6 protein-coding genes and 1 pseudogene are annotated in these 16978 nt (G+C 73.8%); 1 reads left to right on the top strand and 6 read right to left on the bottom strand.

What is annotated here, in order from left to right; genetic code table 11:
- Positions 1–32: 32 nt before the first annotated feature.
- The 6 genes and pseudogenes from ACGF13_RS09525 to ACGF13_RS09500 form a co-directional block, all read right to left on the bottom strand.
- The gene (locus ACGF13_RS09525) at positions 33–1493 is read right to left on the bottom strand and encodes a flavin monoamine oxidase family protein (RefSeq protein WP_392871014.1); all 1461 of its coding nucleotides are present in this window, start codon (positions 1491–1493) and stop codon (positions 33–35) included.
- A 194-nt stretch (positions 1494–1687) separates the two neighbouring features.
- Entirely contained in the window at positions 1688–2581 is an 894-nt protein-coding gene (locus ACGF13_RS09520; protein ID WP_392871011.1) for an NAD(P)-dependent oxidoreductase, read from the bottom strand.
- Between the two features lie 112 nt (positions 2582–2693).
- Positions 2694–3119, bottom strand: a complete 426-nt coding sequence (locus tag ACGF13_RS09515; protein ID WP_392871008.1) for a YybH family protein — start codon at positions 3117–3119, stop codon at positions 2694–2696.
- 171 nt (positions 3120–3290) lie between these two features.
- Entirely contained in the window at positions 3291–4619 is a 1329-nt protein-coding gene (locus tag ACGF13_RS09510; protein ID WP_392871006.1) for an FAD-dependent oxidoreductase, read from the bottom strand.
- Between the two features lie 32 nt (positions 4620–4651).
- Entirely contained in the window at positions 4652–10267 is a 5616-nt protein-coding gene (locus ACGF13_RS09505; protein ID WP_392871657.1) for a thioester reductase domain-containing protein, read from the bottom strand.
- Between the two features lie 61 nt (positions 10268–10328).
- A pseudogene (locus tag ACGF13_RS09500) lies at positions 10329–15038 on the bottom strand (SDR family NAD(P)-dependent oxidoreductase); the annotation flags it as partial.
- A gap of 319 nt (positions 15039–15357) precedes the next feature.
- Between ACGF13_RS09500 and ACGF13_RS09495 the strand changes: the two are divergent.
- Positions 15358–16968, top strand: coding sequence for an aspartate aminotransferase family protein (locus ACGF13_RS09495; RefSeq protein WP_392871004.1), 1611 nt, complete (start codon positions 15358–15360; stop codon positions 16966–16968).
- The last annotated feature ends 10 nt before the right edge of the window (positions 16969–16978 follow it).

The raw sequence follows: 16978 nt of genomic DNA, 5'->3' as shown, positions 1-16978 counted from the left end.
CTACCTCTGATCTGAAGGCCGCTGAGTTGTTGTCACAGACCGAAGATGGACCGGTAGACCTTGCGGTCGACCGCCGGGAGGGCCACGCGCTGGGCGACGGCCGACGGCGGGGTCGCGCCGGGCGTCGGCGACAGCGTCGGCGAGCCGGCGGCCCGCAGGCCGGATTCGATGGCGCCGTCCATGTAGCCGATCCAGCCGAGGGCGAGGTCGTCGGCGCAGAACTTCACCAGGCCGAACGGCTGGTTGATCGCCTTGTGCAACCGGGTGAGCTGGTAGGGCCGGCGGTACGCGGGACCGCCGCGCGAGAACTCGTTCGCCTCCCAGTCCGTCACGGTGTAGTCGCGCAGTGTCGCCGACGGCAGGATCCGCCGCACGGCGGCCTCGACCAGGGAGCGGTTGCTCACGTCCAGGGTGGCGTCGACGGAGAAGGCGACGACTGGGGCATTGTCGTTGAGCCGGCCCATGATGACGAACGGCGAGCCCTCGGGTGCCTCGGCGATGAACCGGTCGGCGGGGGCGGCCAGGTCCAGGAACAGCTTCCGCTGGCGCGGTACGCCGTAGCCCTGGGTGGTGGCGTCGCGGTGGGCCTGCGGCAGCGCCGGACTGAAGGTGATGTCCTTCCAGACGTTGACCGGCACGGCCATGACGACCTGGGCCGCGGTGTAGGCGTTTCCGGCCCGGGTGACGACCTTGACCTGGCCGGACTGCTGGGTGACGGAGGCGACCGGGGAGCCCAGCTTGAGGTCCGGCTGGCCGTCCGCCAGGATCGCCTGGGCCAGCGCGATGGTGCCCCGCGCCAGGCGGTAGGTGTTGACGCCGGAGAAGCCCGTGTAGTTCCAGCCGGCCAGGGCCCACCACTGGGCGAGCTGCAGCATCGAACCGCGCGAACTCGGCGAGCCGTACAGGCCGGTGGTGCTGGTCATCCGCATCTCGTCGGCCGGCGAGAGGTTCAGCTGGTTCAGCCGGTCACGCAGGGAGAAGCGGTCCAGCGGCGTGATCAGGTCCTCGCGGGTGAACGGCGCGTAGGGCTTGGGGAAGTACTCGCGCGAGCCCTCGAAGAAGGGCGTGAACAGCTCGCCCTGCCGGGTGTACGCGGTGACCGGGTCGCTCTCGGCGAACCCGGTCGGGGAGGGCATGAGCACGCGCTCCGGGCCCTGGTCGGCCACGACCGTCAGGTTGTAGCGGGATATCTCGCGCCAGACGTGCGGCTGCAGCGGGTCCACCCAGGCTCCGCCACGCTCGATCTCCCAGCTGTTGAACGTGTCGGTCCAGGTGCGCCCGCCGATGCGGTTGCGCGCCTCCAGGACGAGGACGCGCTGGCCCTTCTTCCGCAGTTCGCGGGCCGCGGTGAGGCCGGCCATGCCGGCCCCGACGACGATGGTGTCGTACGTGTTGCGGAACGTGACGTCCCCGCCTTCGGCGGCCTCCGCGATTCCGGGAAGACCGGCGCCGAGCGCGGTTCCCGCGATGGCCAGGCCACCCGTTCTCAGCACGTCCCTCCGCGAGAAGGAATTGCGGGACGCGGCCTTCTTCGATCTGCCGTGACTGTCGGACACAAGTATTCCCCCGTCTGGTCGGACTCAGGTTCGATGAAACGTTTCTGTGAAAAATCGACGAAGCCGGGAATCCGGATCGAAAGGCAGTCGACCCGGGTTCCCCGCTTCGCTTTCACCCGCCGCGGAAATGATCAGGCGGACGGCTTGCGGAACTGCTTGATCAGCGCCGCGTAGCTGTCCTCGGCGTTTCCGTCGGCCACCGCGCGCTGCGCCAGCTCCAGGAAGAAGCGCGGCAGGTCGGCGTTGACGCCGAGCGCCTTGCTCTCCTCGAGCAGGTGCTGCATGCCGCCCACGTGGACGTTGACGGTGGCGTCGGTGGCCGGGAACTCCCCGTCGTCGATCTGCTGCGCGTACGCCGAGACGTAGTCGGCGGTCACGTTGATCGCGGTGGTGGCCATCTCCGCGAACGTCGTCGCCTTGACGTTGGCCGTGCCCAGCAGGGCGGCGGCGTGCAGGAAGCTGTTGAGGACGCCCCACATGATGCTCAGCACGGACATGTCGTACAGGGCCGACAGGCCGTGGTCCTCGTCGAGGTAGACGGTGCCGGTCTCGCCGAGCGCCAGGAGGGTGGCCTGGTGCTTCTCGAAGGCGTCCTTCGGGCCGGCGTACAGCAGGGTCGCCTCGGCGGTGCCGATGGCCTGGGGCATCGCCAGGATCGCGCCGTCGACGTAGTCGATGCCGGCCTTGGCCGCCCACTCGGCGGTCTCCCGGGCCTGGGTGGAGCTCGCCGTGGTCAGGTTGACCAGGGTGCGGCCGGCCAGGGAGGAGACGGCCGGGTCCAGCAGCCCGTGCACGGCGTCGTAGTCCGAGACGCAGACGACGACGAGCGGGCTCGCCTCGAGCGCGCTGCGGACCGAGTCGGCGAGGGTCGCGCCCTTGGCGACGAGCTGGTCGGCCTTGCCGGCCGAGCGGTTCCAGACCGTCGTCGGGTGGCCCTTGGCCAGGAAGGCCGCGGCGAGCGCCTGGCCCATCAGGCCCAGGCCGACGACGGTGACCGGGGAATCGGCAGGGGAAGAGGTGGTCACGGGAGTCTCCGTACTCGTTTTCGTGCGGCGCGGGCCGCGGTGGTTGTGAAGAGGGGTTCGCCGGAGCCGGCGGCGGGCGGGGAGCCGGGTGCGGCACGCCCGCGGCGCCGGGTCAGTCCTGGGGCGCGTCCTCGGCGTCCCAGGGGCCGCTCACGCCGAACGGGTTGTCGACGACGTAGCGCCAGTAGCCGTCCTCGCCCTGACGCAGCACGTCGATCGCCACGCCCTCGAGGTGCTCGGGCTCGCCGTTCTCGTCGAGCGCCTCCATCTGCCACTCGACGATCAGCATCGCGGTGTCGCCCACCACCAGCTGCTGGCGGACGGTCGCCTCGACGGAGGGCTTGCGCTTGGCCAGGAATTCCGTCACGTAGGCCCGGCGGTCCTCGCCGTAGACCGGGAATCCGGGATCCCACATTCCGACCGCGTCGTCGGTGTACATCGCGTTGACCGCCTCCGCGTCACCGGAGTTGAAGGCCATTCCGAACGCTTCCTGGTGCTTTTCGATGTCGGTCACCAGCGTGTACTGACTATCGCTCACGACGCCTTTTCTCCATTCCGGTTCCGCGGCACCTGCTCCGATTGATCCGGACGCTATCAGCGGGTACTCCCCGATCCGGTCTCCTGCCGGTAATCGCGCGCGGCCGTGCGGTGCCGCACGCGATTACCGGGGAAAGACCGCCCGACGGCGGCGCCGTCGGGGAGCCGTCCGCTACGGCCGGTCGGCCGGGTCCAGGACCCGCCCGATCGCCTCCTGGACCTCCGGCGCGACCAGCGCCGCGACCGGGTCGAGGAGGAAGGCGACCCGGGCGTAGGCGACGAGCAGCTGCCCGTCCCGCGACGCCGCGTCCAGCAGCCGGTCCAGGTAGGCGTACTCGGCCAGCTGCTCCCCGGTCGGCTCGCCGCCCACGCCGGGGAAGGCACTGTCGGCGCCGGTGGTCAGCTCCCACACGTGGTCGACGGCCCTCGCCGCGAGGTCGGCGAGGTATGCCCTCGGGTCCACCGGCCCCGGCCGGGAGACGTGGTCGCGCAGCACGGTGGCGCCCAGGGCCGACACCGAGATGCCCTGCCCGTAGACGGGGTTGAAGCTGCACACGGCGTCGCCGATGACGAGCAGCCCGTCGGGGAACGACTCCATCCGCTCGTAGCGCCGGCGCAGGTTCGCCGGGAACCGGTAGGACAACGGCTCGCCGAGCGTCTCCTGGTCGCGCACCGCTTCGTAGATGTCGGTGGCGGCCAGCGACTTGAGGAAGTCGTGGAAGCCGGCGGTGTCGCGGGGCGGGTACTCACCGGCCACGCCGTAACCGGTGACCACGGCGCAGCCGTCCTCGATCCTGGCCCAGAGCGCGCCCCGCGGCACCGCCGCCGAGCCGCCGACGTCGATGGAGACCTCGGCGGGCGTCCGATCCGCGGAGAGCCGGTAGTACTGCGTGGTGTAGCCGACGTTGACGACCAGCTGCTCCTCCTCGACCACGGGGTAGCCGAGTTCCGCGAGCCACCCCGGGGTCCGGGTGCGCCGCCCGGTCGCGTCGACGACCAGGTCGGCGGTCAGGTCGCGGTGGGTGTCCCCCTGGAGGACGCGGACGCCGACGACGGCGGACCGGTCGGGCGTGGTCAGCAGCTCCACCGTCTCGGTGCGCTCCAGGAGGGTCACGTTGGGCAGCGCGCGCACCCGCCGGCGGACCCGCCGCTCCAGGTGCGGCCGGCTGACCGACAGCAGGGGCAGGCCGGAGCGCGGCTTGGGCATGCGGGTGCCGTTCACGACCCACCGCACGTCGGCGGTGCCGTCGCCGGCCACCGCGCCGCCCGAGGTGAGTTCCTCGGTGATGCCGGGGAGCAGATCCTCCAGTGCGAGCAGGCCCGCGGCCAGCAGGTTGTGCAGGTGCCCGCCGTGCGGAACACCCCGCCGGGTCTCGTTGTGCGCCCGGCCGTAGTCGTCCTCCGCGAGGTCGTCGCGGTCGATCACGACGACGTCGGCGTACCGGTCCGCCAGCACGTGCGCGGCCAGCAGGCCCGCCATGCTCGCGCCGAGTACGATCACGCGCTCTCGGTCAGCTTTCTCCACGGTGGTGGTCACCCTTTCTGCTCGTCCCGAGCGGGCCCGCTGGGCGGGAACCAGCCCGCGCGGACAAAGAAGTTCACGTACGTGTGGAAGAGGTCCCGGTCGACCGGCGGGCAGGTGATGCCGGTGCCGCGCAGGGCGCGGTCGGTCTCCGAGACGTCGATGGGCGGATAGGTGGAGGCGCCGCTGCCGGCGTTCATCCCCTCGAAGGAGTCCAGCAGCGGGACGACGGCGTTCCTCCGGTCCTGGCGGACCCGGGCCGACCAGGCGTCCCAGTCCAGTTCGGGCAGGTCGTATCCGAACGCGCGGAGGTGGCCGACGAACTCGGTGAAGGTCTGGTCCTGGGGGTTGTAGAGGTGGAAGGTCCGGCCGGCGGCGTCCTCCCGGGTCGCGAGGTGGGTGATCGCGCCGCTGACGTAGTCCACCGGAACCATGTGGAGGACCCCGGCGAGGCTGTCGGGGACCGCTCCGGTCTCCAGCAGGCCCTTGAGGCTCAGCCAGACGAAGTCCTTGGTCTGGCAGGCGCCACTCTCCCGGTCGCCGCTGACGACGTCGACCCGGTACACCGACACGGGCAGTCCGCGGCTCCTGCCGAGCTCGATGACCTGCTCGGCCACCCACTTGCTCTGCAGGTACCCGTTGTGCAGCAGGTGCCCGGGGCCGGTCGGGTCGGTCACGGTGGCCGGCGCGGCACCGGGGCCGGGCGCGGGGAACACGCCCGTGGTGGACACGTAGTGCACCGGGACCGTCCGGTGGGCCGCGGCGAGGCGCAGGACCTCCCGGGTGCCGCCCACGTTGCCGGCGGCGAGCTCGGTGTACGGCCGCACCCAGCTGACCGTGGCGCCGGCGTGGTAGACGACATCGGCCCGGCGGGCGAGGTCGTCGAACGCGGCCTCGGTGAGCCCCAACCGGGGGGCGGCCAGGTCGCCGACGACGACGGAGAGCCGGTCCGGGTCGATGTCGTCGCGGACCCGGTACCACTCCAGGTTCTCGTACAGCCGGCGGGTCGCCTCGGCCGGGTCGGTGCCCCGCACCAGGCAGTGCACGGTGGCCCGGGTGGATCGCATCAGGTCGCGGAGCAGGAAGGCGCCGAGGAACCCGGTGGCGCCGGTGAGCAGGATCTCGCGGGGGTCGGCGGCCACCCGGCTGACCTCGCCGGTCGGCCGGATCTCGGCGTCGAGACGCACCTCCGCGGCGAGGTCGGCGCCGGCGGCGCCGGACGCTCCCCCGCCCGCGGCGGACAGCAGGGCCGCCAAATGCTCCACCAGCCGCGCCGGGGTGGGGTGTTCGAAGACGAGCGACGGCGGCAGCTTGAGGCCGGTGGCGTCGCCGAGCCGGTTGCGCAGTTCGACCGAGGTGAGCGAGTCGAACCCGAGGTCGGAGAAGCGCTGCTCGTCCTCGACCGCCCCGGCTGCGGAGTGGCCGAGTACGAGGGCCACTTCGCGGTGGACGAACGCGGAGACGAGCGCGGTCCGCTCCTCCTGGGGCAGTCCGGCCAGCCGCTCCGGCCGCAGTTCGGCCTGGGCCTCGGACCCGTCCGCGTCCGCCTGGTCGTGGACGAGGCCGCGCAGCAGCAGCGGCGCCCGGCGGACGTTGCTCCGCAGCGCGGCCCGGTCGACCGGCGTGACCACGAGGGCGGGACGGCCGGTGGCGAGCGCCAGGTCCAGCAGCTCGGGGCCGGTCTCCTCGGTGATGGTGAGGAGGCCGGAGCGGGCGATCCGGTCGAGTTCGGTGCGGGTCAGGTGCCCGCTCATGCCGCGCTCGTGCGCCCACAGGCCCCAGGCGAGGGAGGCGGCGGGCAGGCCGAGGGCGGACCGGTGGGCGGCCAGCGCGTCGAGGAAGGCGTTGGCGGCGGCGTAGTTGGCCTGGCCGGTGCCGCCGATGACACCCGCCACGGACGAGAACAGGACGAAGGCGTCCAACCCGCGGTCCCGGGTGAGTTCGTGCAGGTGCCAGGCCGCGTGCACCTTGGGCCGCAGGACGGCGGCCAGCCGGTCCGGGGTCAGGTCCCGGATCATGCCGTCGTCGAGCACGCCGGCGGCGTGCACGACCCCGGTGAGCGGGTGGGTGTCCGGAACGGTGTCCAGCAGGGCGGCGAGGGCGTCCCGGTCGGCGAGGTCGCAGGCGACGAGGTGCACCTCGGCGCCGAGGCCGGTGAGTTCGGCGGCCAGTTCGGCCGCGCCGGGCGCCTGCGGCCCGCTGCGGCTGACGAGCAGCAACCGGGACACCCCGTGGGTGCGGACCAGGTGGCGGGCGAAGAGCCCGCCGAGGGCTCCGGTGCCGCCGGTGACGAGGACGGTGCCGCCGGTGCGCCACCGGGTCCCGCCCCCCGGTGTGCCGTCTGCGGGAACCGCAGCGGGGAGGTCGGCGACGCCCGGGGCGAGCAGCCGGCCGGAGCGGACCGCGACCTGCGGCCGGCCGGAGGCCAGGACCGCCGGCAGGACCGCCCGCGAGCGCGGGTCCTCGTCCACGTCGACCAGCACGATCCGGCCGGGCGCCTCGGACTGCGCCGAGCGCAGCAGGCCCCACAGGGGTGCGGCGACGAGGTCCGCGACATCGGTGCCGGCCTCGTCGGCGGCGACGGCGCGGCGGGTGAGGACGACGAGCGGGACGTCCTCGGTCCGGTCGTCCGCCAGCCAGGACCGGACCAGCGCCAGCACCCGCTGCGCGGTGTCCTGCGCCCGCTGCGGCACGTCCCCGCCCGGGTCGGACGCCAGCGGGACGAGCAGGGCGTCGTACGGGGTGTCCGTGCCCAGGGCGGCCAGCGCGTCCGTGATGTCGGCGAAGGACCTCCCGGCGGACTCGGGCAGGCCCAGGACGTCGGCGTCCCCGAGGTCCAGCACCGCCGGGGCGGGCGGGGAGACCGGGAGGGCCGCGTCGAACGGGGTCCAGCCGACGTGGAGCAGCGACTCCCGTGCGGTCGGCGCCGCCGTCGCGGGCGCGGCGGCCGGGACGTGCTCCAGCCAGTACCGCTCGCGCTGGAACGGGTAGGTCGGCAGGTCGACCGTACGGGCGCCGGTTCCGGCGAAGACCGCCGGCCAGTCGACGGGGATCCCGGCGGACCACAGCGCGCCGAGCGCCGCGAGCGCGTCCTGCGCCTCGGCCGGGCCGGTGCGCACGGCGGGCACCGGGGTGATGTCGGTGCCGTCGGCGACCAGCGCCGACAGCACGGCGGCCGGGCCGAGTTCCAGGGCGACGGTGGTGTCCAGCTCGGCGAGGGTGCGGGCCGCGTCGTGGAACCGGACCGGCCGGCGGACCTGGTCGACCCAGTACTCCGGGGAGCGGAGCTGTTCCTCGGTGGCGGGGCGGCCGGTGAGCGTCGAGACGAGGGGGACGGACGGCGCGTGGAAGGTGACCTTCCGCAGGACGCGGCCGAACTCCTCCAGCATCGGGTCCATGTGCGGTGAGTGGAAGGCGTGGCTGACGGGGAGCCGTTTGGTGCGCCGACCGCAGGACCGCGCGGTCGCGGCGATCTCGTCGACGGCGTCGGCGTCGCCGGAAACCACCGTCGCCGCCGGGCCGTTGACGGCGGCGATCGACACGGCCCCTTCGGACCGTTCCAGCAGCTGTACGACCTCGTCCTCGGCGGCCTCCAGGGCCACCATCGCACCGCCCGCGGGCAGGGCCTGCATGAGACGGCCCCGGGCGGCCACCACGACCGCCGCGTCGGGCAGCGACAGCACGCCCGCGACGTGGGCGGCGGCCAACTCGCCGATCGAGTGGCCGGCGACGTGGTCGGGGGTGATGCCCCACGCCTCGTACAGGCGGTACAGGGCGACCTCCAGGGCGAACAGCGCCGGCTGCGCGTTGCCCGTCCGGTGCAGCAGGTCCTCGTCGTCGAGGACCTCGCGCAGCGGGACGTCGAGGTGCGGGTCGAGAGCGGCGCACACCGCGTCGAAGGCCTCGGCGTACACCGGGAAGGCCTCGTACAGCCGGCGGCCCATGGCGGCGCGCTGCGCTCCCTGGCCGGTGAAGAGGAAGGCGAGCCCGCCGCGGGTGGGCGGTGCGGTGGCGGTGCGGCCGCCGTCCTCGGCGAGCGGCCGCAGCGCGGCGCGCAGCGCCTCGGTGTCGGCGCCGACCACCACGGCCCGGTACGGCAGCGCGGCCCGTGTGGTGGCCGTCGAGTAGGCGAGGTCCGCGGCGGACAGGCCGGGGTGGTCCGTCAGGAAGGCCAGCAGGCCGCGGGCCTGGGCGGCCAAGGCCGGGCGGCTCCGGGCGGACAGCGGCAGCAGCGCGGGCGCGGCGGCAGCGGGGGCGGGCACGGGGGCGGGCTCCTGCTCGGGTGCCTGCTCCAGGATCAGGTGCGCGTTGGTGCCGCTGACGCCGAACGCGGACACCGCGGCGCGGCGCGGCCGACCGGTCCGCGGCCACGGGCGGTGCTCGGTGAGCAGCGCGACCGCACCCGCGTCCCAGTCGACGAGCGGGGTGGGCTCGTCGACGTGCAGGGTCCTCGGGAGTTCCGCGTGCCGGAGCGCCTGGACCGTCTTGATCACGCCGCCGACCCCGGCGGCCGCCACCGAGTGCCCGATGTTGGACTTCAACGAGCCGAGGAACAGCGGGCGTTCGGGGGTGTGGGCGGCCCCGTAGGTGGCCAGCAGCGCCTGCGCCTCGATGGGGTCGCCGAGGCGGGTGCCGGTGCCGTGGGCCTCGACGGCGTCCACGTCGGCGGCGTCGAGCCGGGCGCCGATGAGCGCGGTGCGGATGACCCGTTCCTGCGAGGGGCCGCTGGGGGCGGTGAGCCCGTTGGAGGCGCCGTCGGAGTTGACCGCCGACGACCGCAGGACGGCGAGCACCCGGTGTCCGTTGCGGACGGCGTCGCCGAGGCGTTCGAGCAGGATCAGCCCGGCGCCCTCCGACCAGCTGGTGCCGTCGGCGGCGGCGGCGAAGGACTTGCAGCGACCGTCGGGGGCGAGGCCCCGCTGCCTGGAGAAGTCGACGAACCCGCCGGGGGTGGCCGCGACGGTCACTCCGCCGGCGAGGGCGAGGCTCGACTCGCCGGTGCGCAGCGACTGGGCCGCGAGGTGCATGGCGACCAGGGACGACGAGCACGCCGTGTCCACGGTCATGGAGGGGCCCTCGAAGCCGAAGGAGTAGGAGAGCCGGCCGGAGACGACGCTGCCGAGCTTGCCCGTCAGCAGGTAGCCCTCGAACTCCTCCGGGCCCTCCAGCCCCAGGTAGGACTGCTCCACGGCGCCGACGAACACGCCGACGTCGGAGCCCTTGAGGGCGGTCGGGTCGATCCTCGCGTGCTCGAAGGTCTCCCAGGCGGTCTCCAGCAGCACCCGCTGCTGGGGGTCCATGGAGAGCGCCTCGCGCGGCGAGATGCCGAAGAAGCCGGCGTCGAACCGGGTGGCTTCGTCGAGGAAGCCGCCTTCCCGGGTGTAGGTGGTGCCCGGGACGTCCGGGTCGGGGTCGTAGAGCGCGGCGACGTCCCAGCCGCGGTCGGTGGGGAACTCGGTGATGCCGTCCCGGCCGTCCGCGACGAGCCGCCACAGGTCGTCGGCCGAGCGGACGCCGCCGGGGTAACGGCAGGCCATGCCCACGATCGCGACCGGCTCGGTGCGGCCGGACTCCAGTTCCGCGATGCGCTGGCGGGCCTTGCGCAGGTCAGCGGTGACCCATTTCAGATAGTCAGCGAGCTTCTTCTCATCCGCCATGAGGGGAGTTACCTGTTCCAGGAGTCGGAGGTCAGTGGTGGGCGCGGCCGAGCTCGTTGTCGATGAGGTCGAGGAGTTCGTCGGTCGACGCCGAGGCGAGGGAGTCGTCGAAGGCCTCTTCGGCCCCCTCTCCCGGCTGTGCGCCGGTCTCCAGCCACCGCGACAGCAGGGTCTGCAGTCGGACGGTGATCTCGTCGCGGTCGTCGCCGGTGCCGCTGCCGTCCTCGGCGGCGAGCGCCTGCTCCAACTCGTCCAGGGCGGCGAGCGCGGCCGGCTGCGGCTGCGGTGCCTCCTCGGAGGCGATGCGGGCGAGCAGGAACGCGGCCAGCTTCGACGGCGTCGGGTGGTCGAAGACCGCGGTGGCCGGCAGCTGGGCGCCGGTGACGGTGTTGAGCCGGTTGCGCATCTCGACGGCGGTGAGCGAGTCGAAGCCGAGCTCCCGGAAGGGCTGTTCGGGGTCGACGGCGTCGGGGTCGCCCAGGCCGAGGACGGCGGCCACCCGGCCGCGGACCAGGTCGAGGACGAACTTCGCGCGCTCGGCGGCGGGCAGCGCGGACAGCTGCTGGGCCGTCGGCACCTCCGGGCCGCCGTCCGCGCGCCGGGTCTCGGCCGGGACCAGGCCTCGCAGCAGCGGGGGGACCCGGTCGAGCGCGCGCAGGGCCGCTACGTCGAACGCCGTGGTGACCACGGCGGGCCGGCCCGAGGCGAGGGCGGTGTCGAGGAGCTCCAGTCCCTCCTTGACACCGATCGGCACGAAGCCGTCGCGGGCGAAGCGGGCCCGGTCGAGGTCGCCCAGTGCCCCGTTGATGCCGCCCTCGACGTCCCACAGGCCCCAGGCCAGTGAGGTCGCGGGCAGGCCGTGGGCCCGGCGGTGCCCGGCGAGTCCGTCGAGGTAGGCGTTCGCGGCGGCGTAGTTGGCCTGGCCCGGTCCGCCGAACAGCCCGACGGTCGAGGAGAACAGCACGAACGCCGTCAGGTCCGCGTCGCGGGTCAGCTCGTGGAGGTGCCGGGCGGCGTCCGCCTTGGGGCGCAGGACGGCGTCCAGCTGCTGCGGGGTCATGGCCGGCAGCAGGCCGTTGTCCAGGGCTCCGGCCGCGTGCACGACACCGGTCAGCGGCCGGTCGGCGGGGATGCCGTCCAGCAGCGCGGCGAGGGCCTCGCGGTCCGCGACGTCACAGGCGGCGATGCGGACCGTCGCACCGAGCTCCGCCAGGTCGGCCGCCAGGCGGTCGGCGCCCGGCGCGTCGGCGCCGGTACGGCCGACCAGCAGGAGGTGCGTGACGCCGTGCTCGGTGACGAGGTGGCGGGCGACGGCGGAGCCGAGCACGCCGGTGCCGCCGGTGACGAGGACGGTGCCCTGCGGGTTCCACACCGGGCCGTCCTGGCCGCCGCGCACGGCGGAGGCGCGGATCCGGCCGAGCCGGGGTACGAGGGCCCGGCCGGACCGGACGGCGGCCTGCGGCTCGTCGGCGGTGAGCAGGGCGGCGAGCAGGGCCGCGGGGACCGGCTCGGCGCCGACGCCGGTGTCGGCGTCGGCGTCGGCGTCGGCGTCGGCGTCCACGAGCAGGATCCGGTCGGGCGACTCGGACTGGGCGGAGCGGACCAGGCCCCAGACGGCCGCGGCCGCCGGGTCCGGCGCCTCGGTGTCCGCCGTGGCGACGGCGCCCCGGGTGACGAGGACCAGGCGGGTGTCGGCGAACCGCTCGTCGGCCTGCCAGTCCCGCAGCAGATCCGCGGTCTGCCGCAGGAGCCGGTGCGGCGCCCCGTCCGGGTGGGCGTCCCCGCCGTCCGGGTGGGCGTCGATCGGCACGACGAGGGCCCGGACCGCGTCGCCGGCGTCGAGCGCCCGCCCGAAAGCGGCCAGGTCGGCGTAGGACGCGGCGCTGCCGTCCGCCGCGTCGCCGGGCTTCCCGAGCCGGGCCCAGGGCACGGCCCGGACGGCCAGGCCTACGACGTCCGGGAGCCAGCCGACCTGGTGGAGCGAGCCGAGCGGCTCCGGTGTGCCGGCCGGTGCACCGGCGGCGGCCGCGGCATCGGCCGAGGGCTCCAGCCAGTACCGCTCGCGCTGGAAGGGGTACGTCGGCAGACCGACCCGCCGCACCCGGGCGGCGCCGAAGAAGGCCTGCCAGTCGACTGGCACGCCCCGGGTGTGGAGCACGGCGAGCGCGTGCACCAGCGACTGCGGCTCCGGCTGCTTGCGGCGCATGGCCGGCACCGCGACCGCGTGGTCCGCGCCGGCGGCGGCGAGCGCGGACAGGACGCCGTCCGGGCCGAGCTCCAGCAGGGTGGTGACGCCTTCGGCCTCCAGGGTGCGGACCGCGTCGAGGAAGCGGACCGGTCGACGAATCTGCTGCACCCAGTACTCGGGCGTGGTCCAGTCGCCGTGGTCCACCTTGCCGGTCACCGTGGACACGATCCCGAACTTCGGCTCGTGGAAGGTGAGTTGCTCAGCGATGCCGCGGAACTCGTCGAGGATCGGCTCCATCCGGTGGGAGTGGGAGGCCCGCAGGATCGGCAGGATCTTGACGGACCGGCCGCGTTCCCGCCACACCGCCGCGACGGCGTGGACGGCGTCCTCGTCGCCGGAGAGGACCACCGCACGCGGGCCGTTGACCGTACCGATCACGGCACGCCCGTCCGGGTCGAGGGTTTCGAGGACCTCCTCCTCGGTGGCCTCGACGGCGACCATCGCGCCGCCCTCCGGCAGCGACCGCATGAGGCGCCCGCGGGCGGTCACCAGGACCGCGGCGTCGGACAGCGACAGCACGCCCGCGAGGTGGGCGGCGATCAGCTCGCCCGTGGAGTGGCCCACCAGGTAGTCCGGGCGGACGCCCCACGTCTCGAAGAGGCGGAACAGCGCGACCCCGACCGCGAAGAGCGCGGCGAGGGTGTAGTCGATCTGGTCCAGCTCGTCGCCGGACTCGATCACCGTGCGCAGCGGGCGCGGCAGGTGCGCGTCCAGGGCGGCGCAGACCTCGTCGAAGGCCGCGGCGAACTCCGGGAAGGTCTCGACGAGTTCGCGGGCCATCCCGACGCGCTGGGCGCCGCCGCCGGTGAACATGAACGCGATCCGGCCCTCGTCCTTGCCGCCGGTGATCGCGGCCGGGTCCTCCTCGCAGAGGGCGGCGAGGCCGTCCAGCAGCTCCTCGCGGTCGCCCGCGAGGGCGACGGCGCGGTGCCGCATGGCCGTCCGGGTGGCGGCCAGCGACCAGGAGAGGTCGAGCAGGTCGAGGTCGGGGCGCTCGGCGAGCAGCCCGGCGATCCGCTCGGCCTGCGCCCGCAGCGCCTGAGGGGACCGCGCCGACAGGACGTACGGCAGGACGGGCGCGGGCGGTGCGGCGGCCGGCTGCGGCTCGGGCTGCTCGGCGGCCGGCTGCGGCGCCTGCTCGACGATGACGTGCGCGTTGGTGCCGCTGAAGCCGAAGGCGGAGACGGCGGCCCGACGCGGCCGGTCCAGCTCCGGCCAGTCCCGCTGCTCGGTGAGCAGGGCCAGCGCGCCGGAACTCCAGTCGACGTGCGGGGTCGGGTCGCCGGCGTGCAGAGTCCTCGGCATGACGCCGTGGCGGATGGCCTCGACCACCTTGATGATCCCGCCGACGCCGGCGGCGGCCTGGGTGTGCCCGACGTTCGACTTGAACGAGCCCAGCCGCAGCGGCCGGTCCGCGGGGCGGCCCTTTCCGTAGGTGGCGAGCAGGGCGTTGGCCTCGATCGGGTCGCCGAGGGGGGTGCCGGTGCCGTGCGCCTCGACGAGGTCGACGTCGGCGGCGGTCAGTCCGGCGGAGTCCAGGGCCTGACGGATCACCCGTTCCTGGGCGGGCCCGTTGGGTGCGCTGAGCCCGTTGCTCGCGCCGTCCTGGTTGGTGGCCGTTCCGGTGATCACGGCCAGCACCTCGTGCCCGTTGCGCAGGGCGTCGGACAGCCGTTCCACGAGCAGGACGCCGGCGCCCTCGGCCCAGCCGGTGCCGTCGGCGGACGCGGCGAAGGACTTGCAGCGCCCGTCGGCCGACAGGCCGCGCAGCCGGGAGAACTCGACGAAGGCCTGCGGGGTGGACATGACGGTCACACCGCCGGCGAGGGCCAGGTCGCACTCGCCGCGGCGCAGCGCCGCCGCCGCGAGGTGGACGGCGACCAGCGACGAGGAGCAGGCCGTGTCGACGGTGACGGCGGGGCCCTCCAGGCCGAAGACGTAGGACAGCCGGCCCGAGGCGACGCTGCCGGCGCTGCCGCTGTAGAGGTAGCCCTCGAACTCCTCGGGCGGCAGGTGGGGGCGGGATCCATAGTCGTGGTACATCGACCCGATGAACACGCCGGTCCGGCTGCCGGAGACGGCGTCGGCGGAGATCCCGGCGCGTTCGAAGCTCTCCCAGGCCGTCTCCAGCAGCAGCCGCTGCTGCGGGTCGGTGGCCAGCGCCTCCCGCGGCGACATGCCGAAGAACTCCGGGTCGAACCCGTCCGCGTCGTGCAGGAATCCGCCCTGGTCGGTGTACGACGTGCCGACCGCGTCGGGGTCGGGGTGGTAGAGCCGGTCCAGGGGCCAGCCGCGGTGCTCGGGGAACGGGCTCACCGCGTCCACGCCGTCGGCGACCACCTGCCACAGGCGTTCCGGGGAGTCCACGCCGCCGGGGTACCGGCAGGCCATCCCGATGATCGCGACCGGCTCGCGGTCCTTCTCCTCGATCTCGCGCAGCCGCCTGCGGCTGGCCTGGGCGTCGGCGACAGCGCGCTTGAGGTACTGGCGGAGCTGGTTCTCGTCGGTGCTCACGCGCCCTCAGCTCCCGGGATCTCCGCAGGAGAGGCGCCTACCGATTCCTCGCTACCGTGCACGGGTTTTCCCTTTCCCGGAGGACTTCTCATGGAGGACTTCTCGTGCGACTCGCAACCGCCGCCCAGTCTCGCCCACGGGCTTCCGTGAAGTGGTAACCCGGCGCTCTTTCCCGGCGGAACAGCTCGCGGTGACCACGGGCTGATGCGCCGATTAGCGCGTGATTACAGACCCGTTACGGGTCCGTCGGTATGGTTCCGGACACGTAGGCCCTCATAGATTGGGAACCCGAGTCGAAATGAATCCGGAGATTGCAGAGCAGGACCTTGCGGAGCCCTATCTCGGGGGTCTGCTCGCCTCACTCGGCCTGAACGTCCACTATTCCAGGGCGGAAAAGGACACCCTTTTCTTCCGCGATGACACGGGGCATGAGGTCCCGGTGCTCGACCTCGTCGGCGGCTACGGCTCGACGATCCTCGGGCACAGCAACCCCGAGATCGTCGGCTACGCAAAGGAGCTGCTGGACGGGGGCGTCCCGGTCCACGCGCAGTTCTCGAAGCACCCGTACGCCAACGAGCTGGCGCAGAAGGTCAACGCCGTCATCCGGCGCGAGTTCGGCACGGACGAACCCTACTCGGCGATCTTCGCCAACAGCGGTGCCGAAGCGGTCGAGATCGCGATGAAGCACGCCGAGTTCGACCGGGTCGCGCGCCTCGCCGAGCTGGCCGGGGAGATCGACGAGAACATCGAGCAGGCCCGTGCGGCGGCGGCCGGCGGGGCCGCACTCGCCCGCGGGGCCGCGTACGACCGTCTGGCCGCGGCCGGGGGCGTCGCGGCCGGCGCCCCACTGGACGAGGTGATCGCCGGGATCCGCCGCGCCAACGCACCGCGCCTGGCGGCGCCCCCGGTGTTCCTGGCCCCGGAGGGCTCGTTCCACGGGAAGCTGGTCGGCAGCGTCCAGCTCACCCACAACCCCGGCTTCCGCACCCCGTTCTCCTCGCTGGCCGCGCAGTGCCGCTTCGTCGCGGTGCACGAGCCGGACGCCCTGGCCAAGACGATCGAGTCGGTGCGCCGGACCGTGTTCGACCTCGCGGTGGACGGCGGCGCGGTGCGCGTCGTCGAGCGCGGACTGCCGGCCGTCGCCGCCTTCGTCCTGGAGCCGGTCCAGGGCGAGGCCGGGATCCGGGTGTTCGACCGGGAGACCGCGGAGCGGATCCGGCAGGCCTGCGCGGCCGCCGGCATCCCGATCGTCGTCGACGAGGTGCAGAGCGGTATGGGCCGCACCGGCGCCTTCTTCGCGAGTTCGCACCTCGGCCTGCAGGGCGACTACATCACGCTGGCCAAGAGCCTGGGCGGCGGCGTCGCCAAGGCGGCGGTGACCCTGGTGCGCGGCTCGCGCTACCGCAAGGAGTTCGAGCTGGTGCACAGCTCGACCTTCGCGAAGGACGCGTTCTCCACGTCGATCGCCGTCCGGACGGTCGACCTGCTGGAGGCGGACGGCGGCCGGGCATACCGGCTGGCCGCCGAGCGCGGCAGCCGGCTCGCGGACATGCTCCGCGGGCTCCAGCGGGAGTTCGGGACGGTCGTCAAGGACGTCCGCGGCAAGGGCCTGATGCTCGGCCTGGAGTTCCACGACCAGTCGGACTCCGCCTCCGAGGTGATCGCCGGGCAGGCCCGTACCGGGCTGCTCGGCTACCTGCTGTCCGGCTACCTGCTGCGCGTCCACGCCCTGCGGATCCTCCCGACGGCCAGCGCCGTCAACACCCTGCGGCTGGAGCCGTCCGTCCACTTCACGGACGCCGAGACCGACCGGCTGGAAGCGGGGCTGCGCGGGCTGCTGACCGTGCTCCGCGACCAGAACGGCGCCGCCTTCCTGCCGACGGGACCGGCCGGGGAATCCGCTCACTAGGGTCCCGTGA

Source organism: Kitasatospora sp. NPDC048286 (genome assembly GCF_043201735.1).
Taxonomy (GTDB): Bacteria; Actinomycetota; Actinomycetes; order Streptomycetales; family Streptomycetaceae; genus Kitasatospora.
This window is presented reverse-complemented; position numbering and strand designations above follow the sequence as displayed.

What these genes read in the sequence shown, in the direction of transcription:
- ACGF13_RS09495 (WP_392871004.1), top strand. Translation starts at nt 15,358, where the DNA reads ATGAATCCGGAGATTGCAGAGCAGGACCTTGCGGAGCCCTATCTCGGG.